Source organism: Vibrio sp. V04_P4A5T148, from assembly GCF_963875605.1.
Classification (GTDB): domain Bacteria; phylum Pseudomonadota; class Gammaproteobacteria; order Enterobacterales; family Vibrionaceae; genus Vibrio; species Vibrio anguillarum.
The window spans coordinates 33,520-50,091 of the sequence record NZ_CAWNMS010000032.1; the positions used below are offsets into that span (position 1 = coordinate 33,520).

Annotated in this window: 17 protein-coding genes and 1 pseudogene; 15 read left to right on the forward strand and 3 right to left on the reverse strand. The window is 44.3% G+C overall.

Features of this window, described 5'->3' with window-relative positions; translation table 11 throughout:
* Positions 1-15: 15 nt before the first annotated feature.
* The 6 genes from AACT18_RS06285 to AACT18_RS06310 all read left to right on the forward strand — a co-directional run bounded on the left by AACT18_RS06285 (position 16) and on the right by AACT18_RS06310 (position 5,273).
* Positions 16-1,758 (forward strand): DEAD/DEAH box helicase, encoded by a 1,743-nt coding sequence (locus tag AACT18_RS06285; RefSeq protein WP_013857019.1) that lies wholly within the window; start codon positions 16-18, stop codon positions 1,756-1,758.
* 62 nt (positions 1,759-1,820) lie between these two features.
* Complete coding sequence (locus AACT18_RS06290; RefSeq protein ID WP_026028016.1) at positions 1,821-2,210, forward strand: PepSY domain-containing protein; 390 nt, start codon at positions 1,821-1,823, stop codon at positions 2,208-2,210.
* 9 nt (positions 2,211-2,219) lie between these two features.
* Positions 2,220-2,879, forward strand: a complete 660-nt coding sequence (locus AACT18_RS06295) for a response regulator transcription factor (protein ID WP_010318384.1) — start codon at positions 2,220-2,222, stop codon at positions 2,877-2,879.
* On the forward strand, positions 2,869-4,209 hold the full coding sequence (locus AACT18_RS06300; protein ID WP_094124785.1) for an ATP-binding protein: 1,341 nt from the start codon (positions 2,869-2,871) through the stop codon (positions 4,207-4,209). The genes AACT18_RS06295 and AACT18_RS06300 overlap by 11 nt, the downstream gene beginning before the upstream one ends.
* A gap of 227 nt (positions 4,210-4,436) precedes the next feature.
* Entirely contained in the window at positions 4,437-4,715 is a 279-nt protein-coding gene (rplY, locus tag AACT18_RS06305) for a 50S ribosomal protein L25 (RefSeq protein WP_010318386.1), read from the forward strand.
* 165 nt (positions 4,716-4,880) lie between these two features.
* A complete protein-coding gene (locus AACT18_RS06310; protein ID WP_017047699.1) occupies positions 4,881-5,273 on the forward strand; it encodes a ribosome recycling factor family protein in 393 nt (130 codons plus the stop codon).
* Position 5,274: 1 nt separating this feature from the next.
* Here the strand turns inward: AACT18_RS06310 and AACT18_RS06315 are convergent, their stop codons facing one another.
* A complete protein-coding gene (locus AACT18_RS06315) occupies positions 5,275-5,631 on the reverse strand; it encodes a PilZ domain-containing protein (protein ID WP_017046184.1) in 357 nt (118 codons plus the stop codon).
* 290 nt (positions 5,632-5,921) lie between these two features.
* Between AACT18_RS06315 and AACT18_RS06320 the strand changes: the two genes are divergently transcribed.
* Both AACT18_RS06320 and AACT18_RS06325 read left to right on the forward strand, forming a co-directional pair.
* Positions 5,922-7,208 (forward strand): DEAD/DEAH box helicase, encoded by a 1,287-nt coding sequence (locus AACT18_RS06320; protein ID WP_026027722.1) that lies wholly within the window; start codon positions 5,922-5,924, stop codon positions 7,206-7,208.
* A 199-nt stretch (positions 7,209-7,407) separates the two neighbouring features.
* The gene (locus tag AACT18_RS06325; protein ID WP_094125351.1) at positions 7,408-8,028 is read left to right on the forward strand and encodes a LysE family translocator; all 621 of its coding nucleotides are present in this window, start codon (positions 7,408-7,410) and stop codon (positions 8,026-8,028) included.
* A gap of 61 nt (positions 8,029-8,089) precedes the next feature.
* Here AACT18_RS06325 and AACT18_RS06330 read toward each other — a convergent pair whose 3' ends face one another.
* Positions 8,090-10,006, reverse strand: coding sequence for a bifunctional metallophosphatase/5'-nucleotidase (locus tag AACT18_RS06330; RefSeq protein WP_094144254.1), 1,917 nt, complete (start codon positions 10,004-10,006; stop codon positions 8,090-8,092).
* A 299-nt stretch (positions 10,007-10,305) separates the two neighbouring features.
* On the opposite strand from AACT18_RS06330, the gene AACT18_RS06335 reads away from it, so the two are divergent.
* Complete coding sequence (locus tag AACT18_RS06335) at positions 10,306-10,515, forward strand: hypothetical protein (protein ID WP_026027723.1); 210 nt, start codon at positions 10,306-10,308, stop codon at positions 10,513-10,515.
* 4 nt (positions 10,516-10,519) lie between these two features.
* On the opposite strand, the gene AACT18_RS06340 is transcribed toward AACT18_RS06335, so the two are convergent.
* Entirely contained in the window at positions 10,520-10,771 is a 252-nt protein-coding gene (locus tag AACT18_RS06340) for a DUF1289 domain-containing protein (protein WP_013857474.1), read from the reverse strand.
* 165 nt (positions 10,772-10,936) lie between these two features.
* Here AACT18_RS06340 and AACT18_RS06345 point away from each other — a divergent pair, with 165 nt between their 5' ends.
* From AACT18_RS06345 to AACT18_RS06370, 6 genes and pseudogenes are all read left to right on the forward strand, one after another.
* Positions 10,937-11,380 (forward strand): META domain-containing protein, encoded by a 444-nt coding sequence (locus tag AACT18_RS06345; protein ID WP_026028018.1) that lies wholly within the window; start codon positions 10,937-10,939, stop codon positions 11,378-11,380.
* A gap of 203 nt (positions 11,381-11,583) precedes the next feature.
* Positions 11,584-12,723 (forward strand): ABC transporter substrate-binding protein, encoded by a 1,140-nt coding sequence (locus AACT18_RS06350; RefSeq protein ID WP_094124580.1) that lies wholly within the window; start codon positions 11,584-11,586, stop codon positions 12,721-12,723.
* Positions 12,724-12,743: 20 nt separating this feature from the next.
* Positions 12,744-14,465 (forward strand): ABC transporter permease, encoded by a 1,722-nt coding sequence (locus tag AACT18_RS06355; protein ID WP_094124579.1) that lies wholly within the window; start codon positions 12,744-12,746, stop codon positions 14,463-14,465.
* Entirely contained in the window at positions 14,431-15,078 is a 648-nt protein-coding gene (locus AACT18_RS06360) for an ATP-binding cassette domain-containing protein (protein WP_094124578.1), read from the forward strand. The genes AACT18_RS06355 and AACT18_RS06360 overlap by 35 nt, the downstream gene beginning before the upstream one ends.
* Complete coding sequence (locus AACT18_RS06365; RefSeq protein WP_094124577.1) at positions 15,071-15,709, forward strand: CDP-alcohol phosphatidyltransferase family protein; 639 nt, start codon at positions 15,071-15,073, stop codon at positions 15,707-15,709. Before AACT18_RS06360 ends, AACT18_RS06365 begins: the two co-directional genes overlap by 8 nt.
* A gap of 158 nt (positions 15,710-15,867) precedes the next feature.
* A pseudogene (locus AACT18_RS06370) lies at positions 15,868-16,572 on the forward strand (EAL domain-containing protein); the annotation flags it as partial.

The window sequence follows — 16,572 nt, forward strand, 5'->3', positions numbered from 1 at the left end:
GAGAAAACGCGAGTTATGTACACACTTCGTCCTTATCAATCGGACTCGGTCAAAGCCGTGATCCACTATTTTCGTCATCACACTACGCCCGCCGTAATTGTACTACCGACGGGGGCAGGAAAAAGTTTGGTTATTGCTGAGCTGGCAAGGCTTGCCAAAGGACGAGTCTTAGTACTAGCGCACGTGAAAGAACTGGTAGAGCAAAACCATGCCAAATATGAGGGCTACGGTTTGCAAGGCGCGGTATTTGCGGCAGGTTTAGGACGAAAAGAGACCGATCAACAGGTCGTCTTCGCTTCGGTACAATCCGTGGTGCGCAATTTAGATGCCTTTAAAAATCAATTTTCATTACTGGTGATTGATGAATGCCACCGCGTACCGGATGAGAAAAGTAGTAGCTATCAAAAGGTGATCACCCATTTAAGCGAGCTCAACCCAGGGATTAAAGTGTTGGGGTTAACCGCTACGCCTTATCGTTTAGGCATGGGCTGGATTTATCAATACCATACTCGTGGCCAAGTGCGCAGTGAGGAGCCTCGCTTCTTCCGTGACTGTATTTTTGAGCTACCGATCCGTTATCTGCTTGATGAAGCTTTTTTAACGCCAGCGCGAATGGTTGATGCCCCCGTGCTCAGTTACGATTTTTCGCAGCTAAAACCCGCCAATACCGGGCGCTACAAAGAAGCCGAACTCGACATGGTGATTGAGCAATCGAAACGTGCCACACCACAGATTGTTCAACAAATCATCCAACTAGCACAGCAAAAACAGGGAGTAATGATCTTTGCAGCCACCGTTCGCCACGCTCAAGAAATTGTGCAATTACTGCCCAACAACGAAACTGCCATCGTCATTGGTGACACGCCGACCCCTGAACGCGACACCATCATCAAGCAGTTTAAACAACGCCAAATCAAATTCTTAGTTAACGTGTCGGTATTAACCACAGGTTTTGATGCTCCGCATGTTGACCTGATTGCGATTTTACGCCCCACCGAGTCCATCAGTTTATATCAGCAAATTGTCGGACGTGGGCTACGCTTATCCGCAGGAAAAACCGAATGTTTGGTATTGGATTATGCGGGCAATAACTATGATCTTTATCAACCAGAAGTCGGTGAGCCAAAGCCCGATCCCAACAGTGAAATTATTACCATTCCCTGTCCGGCCTGCGGTTTTAATAACAACTTTTGGGGTAAACTCGATGCCGCTGGTTTTTTGCTTGAACACTATGGTCGACGTTGCCAAGGCTATTTTACAGACGAAGAAAGTGGCGAACGAGAACACTGTGGTTACCGTTTTAGAGCAAAATATTGCGGTGAGTGTGGGGCTGACAACGATATCGCCGCACGTATCTGCCATGAATGTGACGCAACACTGGTTGACCCTGATAAAAAGCTCAAAGAGGCACTCAACCTCAAAGATGCATTGGTTTTTGAATGTATCGAAATGGATTTGAATGTACATAAAGATGCAAGTGGAAAAGCGCAACTGCGCGTTACCTATCGTGGTGAGAACGATGCGCAAGTCCACGAATTTTGGCCACTAACCACCAAGAAACAGAAACAGGTGTTCCACGACCAATTTGTGCGACCACACCTAGCCGATAAGCATCGCCCTTTTGATCAATCTTCACCAAGCAAAGTGGTGGCTCATCAACACCGTTTTCGTCCACCACAATTTGTCATTGCGCGAAAAGTGGGACGATTTTGGAAAATGCGCGATAAGATCTTTGAAGATGAGCTACAAAACCGATGATTCACTTTCTATTCATGTAAGGTCATTTATACTCTGTTCATCTTATTACAGGGGGGCGCAACATGTTGTTCAAAAAGGGTAAAGCTTTCGCACACTTACTGCTGCTCTCATCATTATCTTTACCCACTTTAGCTGCGAGCAGTGATGTACACGATTGGGTTCAAGACACTTATAAGCCAGGAACCAAGGTAGAGATTGATGAGGATCAAGACGAGGTCTACGCGGCAGTTCAAAAAGGTTTAATTCATCCATTGTCTGAGCTTTATGCCACGATAGATAAAGAACTCAATGGTCGAGTTATCAAAGTAGAGTTAGATGAAGATGATGGTGAATGGGTCTACGAATTAAAACTGATGCATGACAACCGAGTTATCCGCGTAGAATATAATGCAAGCACATTAGAACTAATGGCTATTCGTGGCAGAAACCTGCGCGACATCATCAAAAAATAGAGAATAACCATGAAAATATTGGTAGTCGAAGACGATCCTCGTCTTGGGGAACAAATTGTAGAAGCGCTTGAACAGACCGGCTGGGTGCCTGAATTATCACAAGATGGCATTGATGCACTCTATCGCGCCACATCAGAAGAGTGGGATGTGATTGTGCTCGACCTCGGTTTACCCAAGCTCGATGGGCTCACCGTATTGAAAGGCATTCGAGATGAAAACATTAATACGCCTATTGTGATCCTCAGTGCAAGAGACGGTTTGACTCAACGAGTCGAGGGCTTAAATGCAGGAGCGGATGATTACCTCACCAAACCATTTGAGATGGTGGAATTAACCGCTCGTATCCGCGCACAACTGCGCCGAGCATCAGGTAACGCTTCCCCTGTGATGCAAATCGGTGACTTAAGCCTTGATACTCGAACCTCTAAAGTGATGTGGCAAGGTCAAGCTGTGAGCTTGACGGCACTGGAATACAAAGTGGTTGCCTACTTCATGCACAATGCCGACAAAGTCATTTCACGGACTGAACTGGTGGAACACATCTACAAACAAGATTTCGATAGAGACTCCAACACCATCGAAGTGTTTATTGGCCGCATCCGTAAAAAAATCAATAACAACATTATCAAAACCGTGAGAGGACTGGGATACCAGCTTAATGCAAAATAAAACCTCGGCCTTAAAGCGCCTCAGTTTAAAAAGTCGTTTACTACTCGCGGCAACGTTTTGGTTAGGTACCATGATTTTAGCGGCGGGAATTGGCATTCCCACACTGATCAAAGACTACCTAGTCAATGATGTGCAAGGTCAGCTACGCTTAGCGATGGATGAAATCACAGCGAACTTGGAAGCAACACCGCAAGGGAATCTAGTGCTGTCGTCGCGCCTTTCAGACCCTCGTTTTAGCCAACCCTACAGCGGCCTTTATTGGACGGCCTCAAGCCATGATCAATCGCTTCGTTCTCGCTCATTGTGGGATAAGCGCCTTATCAGCGAAAAACATGGCTTGAAAAGCATCGTCAAAGGCGCAAGAGATGAAAAACTGATCGTCATTGAACAAATCATCTACTTACCAGATTTCCCTTCTCCTATCACCATTACCATCGGTCTTGATGAAGCGCCATTACAAGACACTTTAAACAGCGTAATTAGCCAATTGTGGATGATACTAGGTCTGCTCTTCAGTGGTGTATTGGTGCTGATTGGCTTGCAAGTCAGTTGGTCATTACGGCCGTTAGGGAAAATGCAAAAAGAGCTGGCCGCATTGCGCAAAGGTCAACAAGCCAGTCTCAGTGACGAGTACCCAAAAGAAGTCTTTCCGTTAGTCAATGATTTGAATGCACTGTTATTCCACTATCAAGAATTGCTTGAACGTGCACGTAATCATGCAGGCAATCTCTCTCACGCTTTAAAAACGCCGATTTCTGTACTGCGCAATGAGATCGATCATCTTGATTTCGCACAACAGCAGAAACTCAGAACACCGATTGAACAGTTACAAAAGCAGATTGACTACCATCTAGGCCGCGCGCGCATGGCTGGCTCAATGAATATTCTTGCGGTAAAAGCCAATCCAAGCGAACGGGTAGATGCTATTTCTATGGCATTTGACAAAATTTACGCACAGCGTGAAATCACGTTAGTTAATGAGTTGGATTCTGATCTAGAGGTTGCCGTTGACCCAACCGATCTCGACGAGATGCTCGGCAACCTACTGGAAAATAGCTACAAATGGGCAGCTTCTTTGGTTCGAGTTCACGCAAAAAATCGAGAAGAAGGCTGGGTAGAAATCCACATTGAAGACGATGGCCCAGGTATTGCTGAGCAAGATCTGGCTAAAGCGGTACAACGTGGCGTGCGCTTGGACGAAACAACCTCTGGATCGGGGCTTGGGTTGAATATTGTCAGTGAAATGGCGCACAGTTATCGCGGCACGCTAACCCTATCGACTAGCACCATGGGGGGGTTAAAAGCGGTGCTGACTTTTCGTTCGGTTTAATGGACGAAATCGAACTCGACATTAAGCAATAAAGACTGTCACGGTCCTTCGTAACACTGCAATAAATCGATGCTGCAAGGGATTTTCTATTGCCCCATCTTAGATAGAGTGCTAGTATCCGCGCTCGTTTTGTTAGTAATCATTGATTCACTATCAAAGCTATACCACATCAGCAAGGTCGCATTGCAGATGTGAAGTTTATTTTTACTAATTTGAGTGTAAAAACTATGAAATTCGAAGCAGTAGTACGTACTGAACTAGGTAAAGGTGCGAGCCGCCGCCTACGTCACGCGGGCCAATTCCCAGCAGTTGTTTACGGTGGTGAAGCAGCGCCAGTTGCTATCGCACTGGATCATTCTGACGTGATCAACCAAATGGACAAACCAGAATTCTACGAAGCAATTACTCTAGTAATTGATGGCGCAGAAGTAAAAGTTAAGCCACAAGACGTTCAACGTCACGTGTTCAAGCCAAAAGTTGAGCACATGGACTTCATCCGCATCTAATTTCCTACCAAGGAATTAGTTGGATAAAATCCAACCTTTTGCATAAAGATGATCGGCCTTACCATCCGAGAAATCTAAAAATTCGAAACCCCGATAGCTACCAACTATCGGGGTTTCACCGTTTTATAAGACCGTGTTATAACGGAAAGTCATCCAAACAAGAACATGGCTATTATGATCATCACGATTTCCCTCCCCTCATTGATTCATCGGCTTGGTGGAGAAAATGCGAAAAAAGCAAAAATGCTGGCGAGAGAATATCAGTGCGACCTGAAACGAATACGACGTTCCAGAAATTGGCAAATCAGTGGTGAGATAACGCAGCTTGAATTATTGGCAAATCGGCTCAGAGAACTTGATTCACTGGTCATGCAATTTTTAATAACGAGACTCAAAGACAAACTGGCAGAATATCAGGAACAGCTTGAACCCAAATCAGCCAAGTTGGTAAGGCTTGTTAAACAAAACCCATCAATCACTCTCGCCGAACTTATGCACATCACGCACTGCACAATCGCAGAAGCACGCACCGCTCGTTTCAACGCAGACAGTTTTTGATTTAAGCAGAACGTAAAGACGAGAAGTAAGACGGGTATCTTTGGCGAATATAACGCTGTTCTTCAACCATGTGCTTAAAAGCAGGACCATTGGATAGTTGAACCACGACTTCATCTTGTTGAAAGCGCAGTACTTGACCTGCAATTTTGACTGTATTATTGCTGCGTAGCTGCACCGTACCAGACATCGATAGACCACAATATAAAGTAGTCACTCTCGGCATTGAAATACGAATGCCTTGCTCTGATATTTCACAGACATGGAATAGCTGATCATCAATTTTTACGGTAGGTCTTGCCCGCTTTGGATACTTTAAGCGGTAATATTGCCGTTTCTGTACAAAATCTGCATTGTCCATGGCGTCTATGCATCCTTTATCAAGGTTAATTACTTCTGCGTCATCATGATGCTACGCAAGTGTTGAGAGTCTACCATTTATTATCGGCTTCTGAAGTAAAAACATAATAGAAAGATAGGCAACCGCTATGAATCACCAATTCATCTCATTTGTGAACTCAAATACAATTGGTCAATAATGTAGGAAATTTATCACTGATCACGATAAACGTGAGATAAATCACTCTAAATCCTATATAGTGCACGGCTAAAATTAAGAACTGTAGGCTGTCTGCTTAAGGAACCCGTTAAATGTCATTTTCATCTCAAGGTTTTGCACCTGAACTTGTTAAAGCGCTTACTGAATGCGGCTATGAAAAACTTACCCCCATTCAGCGACAAGCCATTCCCGAGGCTCGTAAAGGGCATGATATTTTTGCAACGGCGCAAACTGGCACAGGCAAAACCGCAGCATTCGCACTGCCCGTTATTCAACATCTGTTAGATAGCGGCAAGCAACCTTCGCCTAAAACAGCGCGAGGCTTAATTTTGGCACCCACGCGTGAATTAGTGGCACAAATTGCCCAGAACATTAAAGACTACGTCAAGTACACCAAACTCAGTGTCGCTGCTGTTTACGGTGGAAATAAAATGTCTTCTCAAGTTCGTCAGCTTGAAATGGGTGTGGACATTTTGGTCGCGACCCCTGGCCGATTAGAAGAACATTTAAGTGAAGGTAATGTTTCACTCGCCAACCTTGAGTTTTTGGTTTTCGACGAAGCAGATCGAATTTTAGATATGGGATTCATCAATCCCGTGCGTAAAATCATGCTGGAAGTAGAAACCTCACCGCAAATCATGATGTTCTCGGCCACTACATCCACTCAGCTTAACCAACTGGCGGGCGATATTTTACGCAAACCCAAACGCATTAATGCTGATCGTGCCAATACCACGGCCGCAACAGTGGCGCATGTGGTTTACCCTGTCGATCAAGAGCGTAAAACGGAACTGCTGTCTGAACTGATTGGCCGCAAAAATTGGCAACAAGTATTAGTGTTTGTGAACTATAAAGAGACGGCTAATGAAGTGGTTAAAGAGCTGAAACTGGATGGCATCAAGGCCGTGCTATGTCATGGCGATAAAGCACAAAGTGCACGTCGACGCGCTCTTGAAGAATTTAAAGAAGGCAAAGTGCGTGTCATGGTTGCGACCGATGTGGCTGCACGTGGTTTAGATATCGTCGACCTGCCACACGTGGTTAACTATGACATGCCATTTCTCGCCGAAGATTATGTACACCGCATAGGTCGTACTGGTCGTGCTGGCAAACAGGGACATGCTGTCTCATTTGTCAGCCGCGAAGAAGAGTTGACTGTTGTTCAGGTTGAAAACCTTATCCAGCAACGCATCCGCCGTGTTGAGCAGCCAGGTTATGAACCTAAACAGCGTGATGCCTACATTGAAAAACTTCACACAAAAGCGGCGTACAAAGATCGCCAAGGCCGTCGTAACAACCCAAATGACGAAAAGCCGGATCAAGCCTCAGCAGAACGTCGTTTGAACATGATGAATCGACTAAAAAATCGTAAGAAGTAAGTCATAACAACGAAAGAGCTGCAGCAATGCGGCTTTTTCATCTCTGTGCATCCTATCTATGCTTCATCATCCCAAACGGTCATCTTTATTGGTTTCAATCCGTAAGTAGCACTGTCGTCAATTGCACAGCAAAGTGAAATAGTGAAGATTGTAATTAATGTGTATGCTAGAGCTCTTGTCTCTCAACACGGATTGATTAATGAGCAGTACTTTACTTCTGGCATTTATACCAACATTCTTTTTTGTTTCGATTACTCCAGGTATGTGCATGACATTGGCACTGAGTCTTGGGATGAGTATTGGTTATCGCCGAACTTTATGGATGATGATGGGAGAGATCGTCGGTGTGGCGTTCGTTTCCATCGCAGCCGTTTTGGGGATGGCTTCGATTATGCTCAATTACCCTTGGCTCTTTACCGGATTCAAAACCATCGGTGCCATCTATCTTGGCTATATAGGCATTCAGATGTGGCGCTCAAAAGGCAAGCTTGCCCTCAGTAGCGACTCACAGGTCACTCCCCATAACAAAGACTGGGATCTTGTCGTGCAAGGTTTTGTGACCGCGATTGCTAACCCTAAAGGCTGGGCGTTTATGGTCTCCCTACTTCCGCCTTTTATTAATAGTGAAGCACCACTTGCACCTCAACTATTACTGCTGGTGTCCATTATTATGGTCTCGGAATTTGTCTGCATGACACTTTACGCAACAGGTGGCAAAGGGTTAAAACGAGCTCTAGGGCATTCAAAAAATGTGCGTCTAATGAACCGTATTTCAGGCTCATTGATGATAGGCGTTGGATTCTGGTTATTGATGAGTTAGTCGTTAAAGTAGTAGGCTCTGACTTTTGGCCAGAGCCTTAACCGTTAATTTAAAACTTTAGCTAATCTAAAACATTAGCATTCAATGCCTTGAGCAATACAATATCTCGATTGATACGCTGTTTTTCAGCATCAGAAGCTTGGCTACTTTGCAAAATACGCGCATTGATCGCCTCTTCAGCCGCGGCCTTATTGGTAAAGAGCAGTGCTTTAACATTGATCGAGGCGATATTGCTATAACGCCCATCATCACTACTTGGTACATCAATTTGGCCACTATTAATTAGAGCTTTCACGATGGCACGTTCCGATTCATACCCTTGCAAACCTTCCAGCTTCCAACGTTGCATTGGTTTCCCTTCGTAGCGGCCTTGCTTCTCTTGGGTGAGATAGCGGATCGTTAGGTTTCTAATAGTTCCTTCCTCTTCACCATATTCCGCTTCCGAGTCAAAAATAATCGGGAATGACCGCCCTTCAAGGCTACCCCCTTTCTGCGTCAAATGCCCCATTCGGTAACTATTCATACCCAACCGAATATCACTAGTATCATCAATCGGTTGTCCACCAGCAAAACGCAGATCTTTAATTCGCTTACCCGCAGGTTGAGTAAGATCAATGGTGTAAGTGACACCCGCAAAAAAATCATTGGTTGAGTATTTCGATGCGCGCCGCTTTGGATCAAAGCTATAAGTCACATCGCCTGGCGAGACGGAATTGAAATACCCAGCGGCCCATTCCATGTAGGTGCGCAGCTCTTTACCTGTCATTTGGTAAACCGTAATTTCACCACCAGCATATTGATAGTTAAACGCGATATCTTTTGCTTTGATTGGGCCAGTATCAAGTTGAGCTTGGTCATTATCAATTTGCAGTGCGATCACGTTTGCTTTTGGCGCGTAGAAAAAACTGGCTTCCTGAAACAGCGCACTGATGCCGGTATCTTGAATATGCACTTGAGGGATACCGCGTATTTCATCATCAGGAACCAAGTCGACTCCGTCAAGTATCGCAATTTCGCGATTGGCATTTTCTCGTAAGCGTTGATGATAAGGTGCGTACAGCGTTTCCATTTTCGAATCAGAATCAACACCTTTCATAGGGTAGGTGAAGCTGTCTTTATGAACGAGCGTGTATTTGCCATCCTTTTCTTCAAATTGGAAATCGATTCGAGATAAAACGCGTCCATATTTGTCAGGCTCGGTAATGATGACACCGTTTACCGTCGCTTTATCAATTTTAGTGTGCATGTGGCCAGCAACAATGGCATCGATTTCTGGGTTAGCATTGGCAATATCAGATACGCCCGTATCTTTGATGTCGTTTTCGTTATCCAGCCCCATGTGCGCAACCAAAACGATCGCATCGACATCATTTTTTATCTGCCCAATCACTTTTTTCACTTCAAGTGTTGGGTTAGTGAAGCTCATGCCTTCAAGGCGATTAGTGCCTTCAGCAAACACTTGTGTCATCGGAGTATCCATTCCAATGATACCGATCTTGACGCCATTTTTTTCAATAATTGTTGCGGCAGGTAAGAATGGATTGCCATCGGGCCTCTGAATATTCCCGGCTAACGCTCGGCCTTTAAATTGAGTCAGGGAGCGATTTAATACCGATAAACCAAAATCAAACTCATGGTTACCCAGCACCCAAGCATCGTAGTTCATCTCATTAAAACCGAGCATCATAGGGTCTACGGCTTCATGCTTAAACGTTTCAACAAAGTTTCCCTGAATCGTATCTCCCGCATCCACTAGAATAACGTTTTTATCTTGCTCTCGTATCTGTTTAACCTTGGTGGCGATTTGACTTAGGCTCCCCTGCATATTCAGTTTGTCAGCAGCATAATCCCATGGCATAAAATGCCCGTGAATATCGGAAGTACCAAGAATGGTAACCTGATGAATATCGCCATCAGCAGCGAAAGAAGAAGCGGCAATAGAAGCAAGTATTGCGCTAGTAACAATTTTTAGTTTCATAACATACTCATACGTATAAACAGGCTTTCATTAAAACAGAGTGGATATTATTGATTTTATAAATATGTTTATGTGATGGGGTCGCTCATTCGGTTGCAACACTAAAAAGCAATCACAAAATTTCGAGAGCGATCTCTCTTTAAATAGATTCTATGGCTTAAAGAGCTTTAATCGAGCCAAATCAGGCGGTTAATTTTTAATCATAAAATTGAGCAAATTTTAATCAGATCTTTGATTGACGCTGTACTGGATCGCTTCTATTTTTTCTATTGGTTACCACAACAATGGAGGTTATAGAAATGAAACGCGCAAGTTCCACTTATCGATTACAACTGATAAAAGATGTTGTAACGCGGCACCAACGTACAGATCCAATGGCGAACTATATTCAACAGCTTCTGACAGAAAAACCCAACATGGAACAACCCGATGTGAATAAACGTTTTCACGGTAATCATTTTGATGAACATGCTGGTGGTTGGGTCAGTGATTTTTGGGGAATGAAGTAATTGATTAAAACAGATCGCGCTGCGGGTTCGTTTCTGGCTCGGAATCTGCTTTGTTTTGCGCTTGTTGTTTCTGTTTTTTCCGCTTATAGCGCTGTTGGCATAATTTTATGACATGCAGTTGCTGTGCAGCAGTCATTGAGAGCCAGTTAAAACGCTCTTCCCTTTTACGCATACAGCCTTGGCAATAACCTTTGTCATCAACTGAACATACACCGATACAAGGGCTCAGCACTTTAAAAAATTCGAGTTGCTCCATGGTTACTCAATTATTTTTCCAATTTAATGTCCGCCACATAAGAGTAACGTGTGTCACTTCCTGATTGCAAACTGTGACGCATATAAAACAATCACCTTATACTGACAAAAACAGTACTCAATTTTATATACTGTGCGCGTTTTCCAAATTCTGGGGTCTAATACGATGAAGTTTAGTTCAAAAAAATGGCTAGCCGCAATTTCTCTACCTGTATTGGTGAGTGCCTGTGCAAGTAATGGTGATGTAGAAAGCATTACCGCTCAAGATTTGCAGCATCACAATTGGCAACTGGTGCAAATTGATGGCAAGGACGTGGTCAATAATGACAAACAAAAAGCACCGCGATTAGAAATCGGCGAAAAGATGATGGCTAGCGGTAACGCAGGTTGCAATAACTTTTTTGGGCAAGCCGAGCTAAAAGACAACCAATTCCGCATCGAAAAAATGGGCATGACCATGATGATGTGTATCGGTGATGTCATGGATACCGAGCAGGCGTTTTCTCAAACATTGTCAGATTGGAGCGAGATCAACCTGACTAAAGATAGCCTAACGCTTAAAAATGAGGTTCACACGCTCACCTTTACTTTGCGTGATTGGGTAAATTAATTTCAGTCATTCTTCTCATGGCAGTCTTTTCCATCAGGCTGCCATTTCCGTAGACCACCTCACACATCATTCACCTATCTGCGACTTCTGCTTTTTCTTACCAATTCAGATCTTTTGTTTTTTTTCGTTCATAATGAATGAACATGGAAATATCTCCGGTCTATTCACTAAGTCACTGAATAAAGCGATCTTTAAGGATAATTATGAAAAAGCTCATCACCTTACTCTGCACGTGTGCCTTCGCACTTTCCGCGTCAGCGCAAACTTGGCAACAAACCACAGATGCAGCTAAAGGACAAACCGTTTACTTTCATGCGTGGGGAGGAAGCCAAGAGATTAATGAGTACATCCGCTGGGCAGGCAACGAGCTTCAAGATCGCTACGGTATCGAGTTAAAACAGGTGAAAGTGACCGATATTGCCGAGACAACAACACGGCTTATTGCAGAAAAGGCGGCCGCTAAAAATAACAATGGCAGTGTCGATCTAGTATGGATTAATGGTGAAAACTTTAAGTCCATGAAAAATAATGGTTTACTGTATGGCCCATTTACGGAGCGTTTACCTAACTGGCAATATGTTGATTCCTCACTGCCGATCGATCAAGATTTTTCAGAGCCGACTCTTGGCCTTGAAGCGCCTTGGGGTGTAGGACAACTGGTGTTTATTTACGATCAGGAAAAGCTCAATAACCCACCCCGTTCATTTTCAGAAATATTGAGCTACGCAAAGGCGTTTCCGAATCGTGTTAGTTACCCTCGTCCTCCAGAGTTTCATGGCACCAGTTTCCTTAAAGCCTTATTGATTGAACTAACAGAGAACGATGTTGCACTGTCTAAGCCTGTGGATGAACAAAATTTTGCCATAGTGACAGCGCCTCTTTGGCGCTATCTTGATGAATTTCATCCTGTGGCCTGGCGTCAAGGCAAGCAGTTTCCCAGCGGCTCTGCTCAAATGCTGCAATTGCTTGATGATGGTCAGCTTGATCTTTCCATCAACTTTAACCCCAATGCTGTTTTTTCCGCTCAAGCAAATGGAACGCTCGCGGCCTCTACCCGCTCCTACGCGTTTGAAACAGGGGCTCTTTCTAACATTCATTTTCTAGCCATTCCCTGGAATGCGAGTGCCAAAGAAGGCGCATTGGTTGCGATTAATTTCTTACTCAGTCCGGAAGCACAATCTCGTAAAGGGGATCTTTCCATTTGGGGAGATCCATCGGTATTACAAAATGAGTTCTTAAGTGGCAGCGCCAAGAAAACTCAGCTGTTTAAATCAATCGCCGAGCCACATCCAAGCTGGCAAACGGCGCTTGAAGCCGAATGGCAACAACGCTACGGCCACTAAAGAGACTGAGATAAAGCCCGATGTTTAGAGCAAGCTATTTGCTGATTATTGTCATCTGTATTGCCCCAGTTGTTCCCGGCCTACTTGGGGTCATACTCTCCTCATTGGGCTATATTCCTCCCGTTGGCTTGCACCACTTTTCTCTAGATGGCTACATCGCCATCTTACAATGGTCGGGAGTCGGGCAATCTCTACTACTTAGCATAGGTTCTGCGTTAATCAGTACCTATCTCGCCGCAGCGATCTGCTTTGTGATATTGCAATCATTATGGCACAGCCGTCACTGGTCAAAAGTAGAGAACGCTTTGTCACCGCTACTGGCTATGCCTCACGTCGCTTTTGCCATTGGTTTTGCTTTTTTATTCTCGCCAAGCGGTATGATGGATCGCCTTTTGTATCATCTGTTTGGAACCTCATTCATGGGAGATGGCGCTTCGCTTTTAGTGCGCAACCCTTACGCAGTCGGGTTAACCTTAGCGTTAGCACTTAAAGAAGTTCCTTTTTTACTGCTGATGAGCATCCCCATTTTGCAGCAATTAAACATTGATAAACTGCAACAAGCAGCGGCTTCGCTGGGTTATTCTCAACCCCAACTATGGCTAAAAGTGATCTTCCCACAGTGGTTAAACAAATTGCGGTTTGCCCTCTTTGCCGTGATTGCCTACGGTGTATCCGTTGTCGATTTGGCGCTCATTTTAGGTCCCAATAATCCACCAACGTTTGCAGTATTGGTATGGCAGTGGTTTAGTGACCCTAACTTAGCCTTAATTCCTCGCGCCTCCGCTGGCGCCGTTCTGTTGTTTATACTTGCCAGCGCCATGTTATTGATCGTTCTCTTCATCGAAAAGTGTTCCACGCAACACTACAAACGCTGGCAATACTCAGGCCGCTATGCGCTTTCCTTGCCAGGAAAATCACTGTTTTTATTCATCATTACCTTATCTCTGCTGATGTTGCCTTTAATGGTAAGTTGGAGTTTTGCACAACGTTGGCGCTTTCCAGATTTATGGCCCAGCCAGTTCAGTACCCGTTTTTGGGACAACGAATGGTTGAATATCGCACCAACCATTTATCAAAGCGTACAATTAGCGCTATTCAGCACTGTGATTGCGCTGGTGTTATCTCTACTCGCTCATGAGTATAAGCTCAAATATCAGCGCCATTTACCCAGTTATTTGATCGCCTTGCCGATGCTCATTCCTCAGCTTTCACTGTTATTTGGCATGCAGATCGCCACACTCTTTTTAGCCAGCGATCAGTATTGGCTTTGGGTTACATGGTCACATGTATTCTTCGCCTTTCCTTTTGTCTACCTTGCGTTGGATGGTCCGTGGCAAAGCTACAATCAAAACCTGACTAAAGCAGCGTTGAGTTTAGGAAAAACGCCGTGGCAAGTATTTTGGCAAATTAAAACGCCGCAACTCTTACCAGCCATCGTTTACGCGGCAGCGGTTGGAATGAGTGTGAGCTTAGCGCAATATTTGCCGACTTTGATGCTCGGCGCAGGAAGGATCGCTACTATTACTACCGAAGCCGTTGCACTCTCGAGTGGCTTTGACCGCAGAGTCACCGCCATCTATGCAATTTGGCAAGCCCTACTGCCTTTAATTTTTTTCACCTTGGCGATTGTGATCAGCCGCCTGCAAACTCATCGCCGTACCATGAACTCTATCGTTAAAAAAACTGCCCGTAAGGAAGCCATTACTCATGACGTTCTGCCTCGAAAACCTCGCCATCCATAAACAAAATGGTGAAGTTCTCTTATCGGATTTAAATATCACCATCTCCCCTGGTGAAATTGTTAGCTTAATGGGGCCGAGCGGCTGCGGAAAATCAACGCTACTTAATGTAATTGCGGGTCATTTGGGGAGGGATTTTAGCTTCCAAGGCAGAGTCATACTGGACGGTGTCGACATCACTTTGCGGCCTGCACATCAGCGGCAAGTCGGTATTTTATTTCAAGATGATCTGCTCTTCCCACATCTGACGGTTTGGCAAAATTTGGCTTTTGCCTTGCCCAACTCGGTAAAAGGCCATGAACGGCAGTCTCAAGCAGAAAAAGCATTACAGAAAATTTCTCTCGAACATCTTGCCAATGCTTACCCAGAACAGATATCTGGGGGGCAGCGAGCACGTATTAGCTTGGCTCGCATGCTACTGGCTCAACCTAAACTGGCACTATTGGATGAACCATTTAGCAAGTTAGATAAAGCACTGCGGATCCAATTTAGGGATTGGGTCTTCAATCAACTGGTCGCCGAAGGCATTCCGACCTTGATGGTCACGCACGATAAAGATGATGTTCCACCTAACAGCCGTATTTTAACCTGCTCATGGGAGAGCGCACATGCTTGATCGATTTAGTGTCAAAATCATTCGTTGGCCACTAGAGAAAACAGCTCAAGGGCTTCATCGCTTAGGCATTACAGCGAACCAAACGACACTCTGGGGTTTTGCTTTAGGTTGCTGTGCACTTCCTGCACTTGCTTTCTCGCAGTACACGCTGGCATTAATTTTCATCATACTAAACCGAATAGCAGATGGCCTTGATGGTGCATTGGCAAGAATTCAGGGGGTCAGCGATGCGGGAGGATTTCTTGATATCAGTTTAGATTTTCTGTTTTACTCGCTCATCCCGTTTGGTTTTGTGCTGGCTTCACCTGAGCACAATGCGGTGGCTGGTGCCTTTTTGATCTTTTCTTTTATCGGTACGGGAAGCAGCTTTCTTTCCTTCGCCGTGATGGCCAGCAAGCGAAACATCCATAGCCCTATCTACAAGAATAAATCACTGTATTACATGTCAGGCTTGACTGAGGGTACGGAAACGATTGCTTGTTTCGTCCTCTTTTGTCTTTTTCCTCAACATTTTGCCTTAATAGCTTATCTATTCGGCGGCGCATGCTGGTTCACCACCATTACCCGCATTTATTCTGGATTTCAAACACTCTCTAACACTCACTCACGTCAAGAATACAACCATGATTAACGCTATCACTTTTGGCTTCGAACTGTGGCTTCAAATCCAGATAATGTAATACATTGGGTAATCGTATAACTCTTCGAAATTCTCATCAATTGAACCAGTGGCATGCTAAACTGCGCACTTACTAACGCAGTGGCATAACGATGCCTAAGGTTGCATTTATGACTTTGACCAGACCCGTTAAAATAGCGATCTTACTCTTTCTGATCCCGACTCTTATTTTTTCGTTAGCCATCCCGATATTAATCAATCCGTTGACACGCTATGTGCTGGAAAGCAAACTCGATACCGTCAATCTTTACTTGGCCAATAGAGCTCAGAGCTTAAATGATATGATTTTAGATCAAGTCGCTCAGATAAATTATGAATGCCAAGCAAGCGATATGTCATTAATTCGTGATTCCAAGTACTACAACCGATTTATCAGAATGATCGCGGTTGTCAACAAAGACGGGCGTAGCTGCTCGACTGTCGGTTTCCCATTACAACTTTCGGATGAGTTGAAAGCCTATGACCACTCTTCAGGGTTTTACATGTCCACCACTCCCGCACTTTTTAATACGGAAAAAGAGCTACTTATTTATTATCAAAAAGAAGGTAATCGAATTTTTTGGATATTAGACAGTAGCTGGCAAGAAGAGATATTAAAAGGTGATTGTATAAATTGCTTTTTATTGAATTTTCATTATTTATCGCCTAGTTTAAATGGATTGAGAATGAGTCGAGGCAATAAAGAGATTGCTTACCAAGACCACATCACAACCATTAGTTACACCATAAAAGAGTTTGATATTCAAGAAACACTCTCTGCTGGTAAAGAATTCAAGCAATATCTTTACTACCAATTAATACATTGGGGTTATCCC

Excerpts from the sequence above, each read along its gene's own strand:
- AACT18_RS06330 (WP_094144254.1), bottom strand. The coding sequence starts at position 10,006 with ATGAAACTAAAAATTGTTACTAGCGCAATACTTGCTTCTATTGCCGCT.
- AACT18_RS06285 (WP_013857019.1), top strand. The coding sequence starts at position 16 with ATGTACACACTTCGTCCTTATCAATCGGACTCGGTCAAAGCCGTGATC.
- AACT18_RS06360 (WP_094124578.1), top strand. The coding sequence starts at position 14,431 with ATGACGTTCTGCCTCGAAAACCTCGCCATCCATAAACAAAATGGTGAA.
- AACT18_RS06325 (WP_094125351.1), top strand. The coding sequence starts at position 7,408 with ATGAGCAGTACTTTACTTCTGGCATTTATACCAACATTCTTTTTTGTT.
- AACT18_RS06340 (WP_013857474.1), bottom strand. The coding sequence starts at position 10,771 with ATGGAGCAACTCGAATTTTTTAAAGTGCTGAGCCCTTGTATCGGTGTA.
- AACT18_RS06310 (WP_017047699.1), top strand. The coding sequence starts at position 4,881 with ATGGCTATTATGATCATCACGATTTCCCTCCCCTCATTGATTCATCGG.
- AACT18_RS06335 (WP_026027723.1), top strand. The coding sequence starts at position 10,306 with ATGAAACGCGCAAGTTCCACTTATCGATTACAACTGATAAAAGATGTT.
- AACT18_RS06345 (WP_026028018.1), top strand. The coding sequence starts at position 10,937 with ATGAAGTTTAGTTCAAAAAAATGGCTAGCCGCAATTTCTCTACCTGTA.
- AACT18_RS06300 (WP_094124785.1), top strand. The coding sequence starts at position 2,869 with ATGCAAAATAAAACCTCGGCCTTAAAGCGCCTCAGTTTAAAAAGTCGT.
- AACT18_RS06315 (WP_017046184.1), bottom strand. The coding sequence starts at position 5,631 with ATGGACAATGCAGATTTTGTACAGAAACGGCAATATTACCGCTTAAAG.
- AACT18_RS06365 (WP_094124577.1), top strand. The coding sequence starts at position 15,071 with ATGCTTGATCGATTTAGTGTCAAAATCATTCGTTGGCCACTAGAGAAA.
- AACT18_RS06355 (WP_094124579.1), top strand. The coding sequence starts at position 12,744 with ATGTTTAGAGCAAGCTATTTGCTGATTATTGTCATCTGTATTGCCCCA.
- AACT18_RS06295 (WP_010318384.1), top strand. The coding sequence starts at position 2,220 with ATGAAAATATTGGTAGTCGAAGACGATCCTCGTCTTGGGGAACAAATT.
- AACT18_RS06350 (WP_094124580.1), top strand. The coding sequence starts at position 11,584 with ATGAAAAAGCTCATCACCTTACTCTGCACGTGTGCCTTCGCACTTTCC.
- rplY (WP_010318386.1), top strand. The coding sequence starts at position 4,437 with ATGAAATTCGAAGCAGTAGTACGTACTGAACTAGGTAAAGGTGCGAGC.
- AACT18_RS06290 (WP_026028016.1), top strand. The coding sequence starts at position 1,821 with ATGTTGTTCAAAAAGGGTAAAGCTTTCGCACACTTACTGCTGCTCTCA.
- AACT18_RS06320 (WP_026027722.1), top strand. The coding sequence starts at position 5,922 with ATGTCATTTTCATCTCAAGGTTTTGCACCTGAACTTGTTAAAGCGCTT.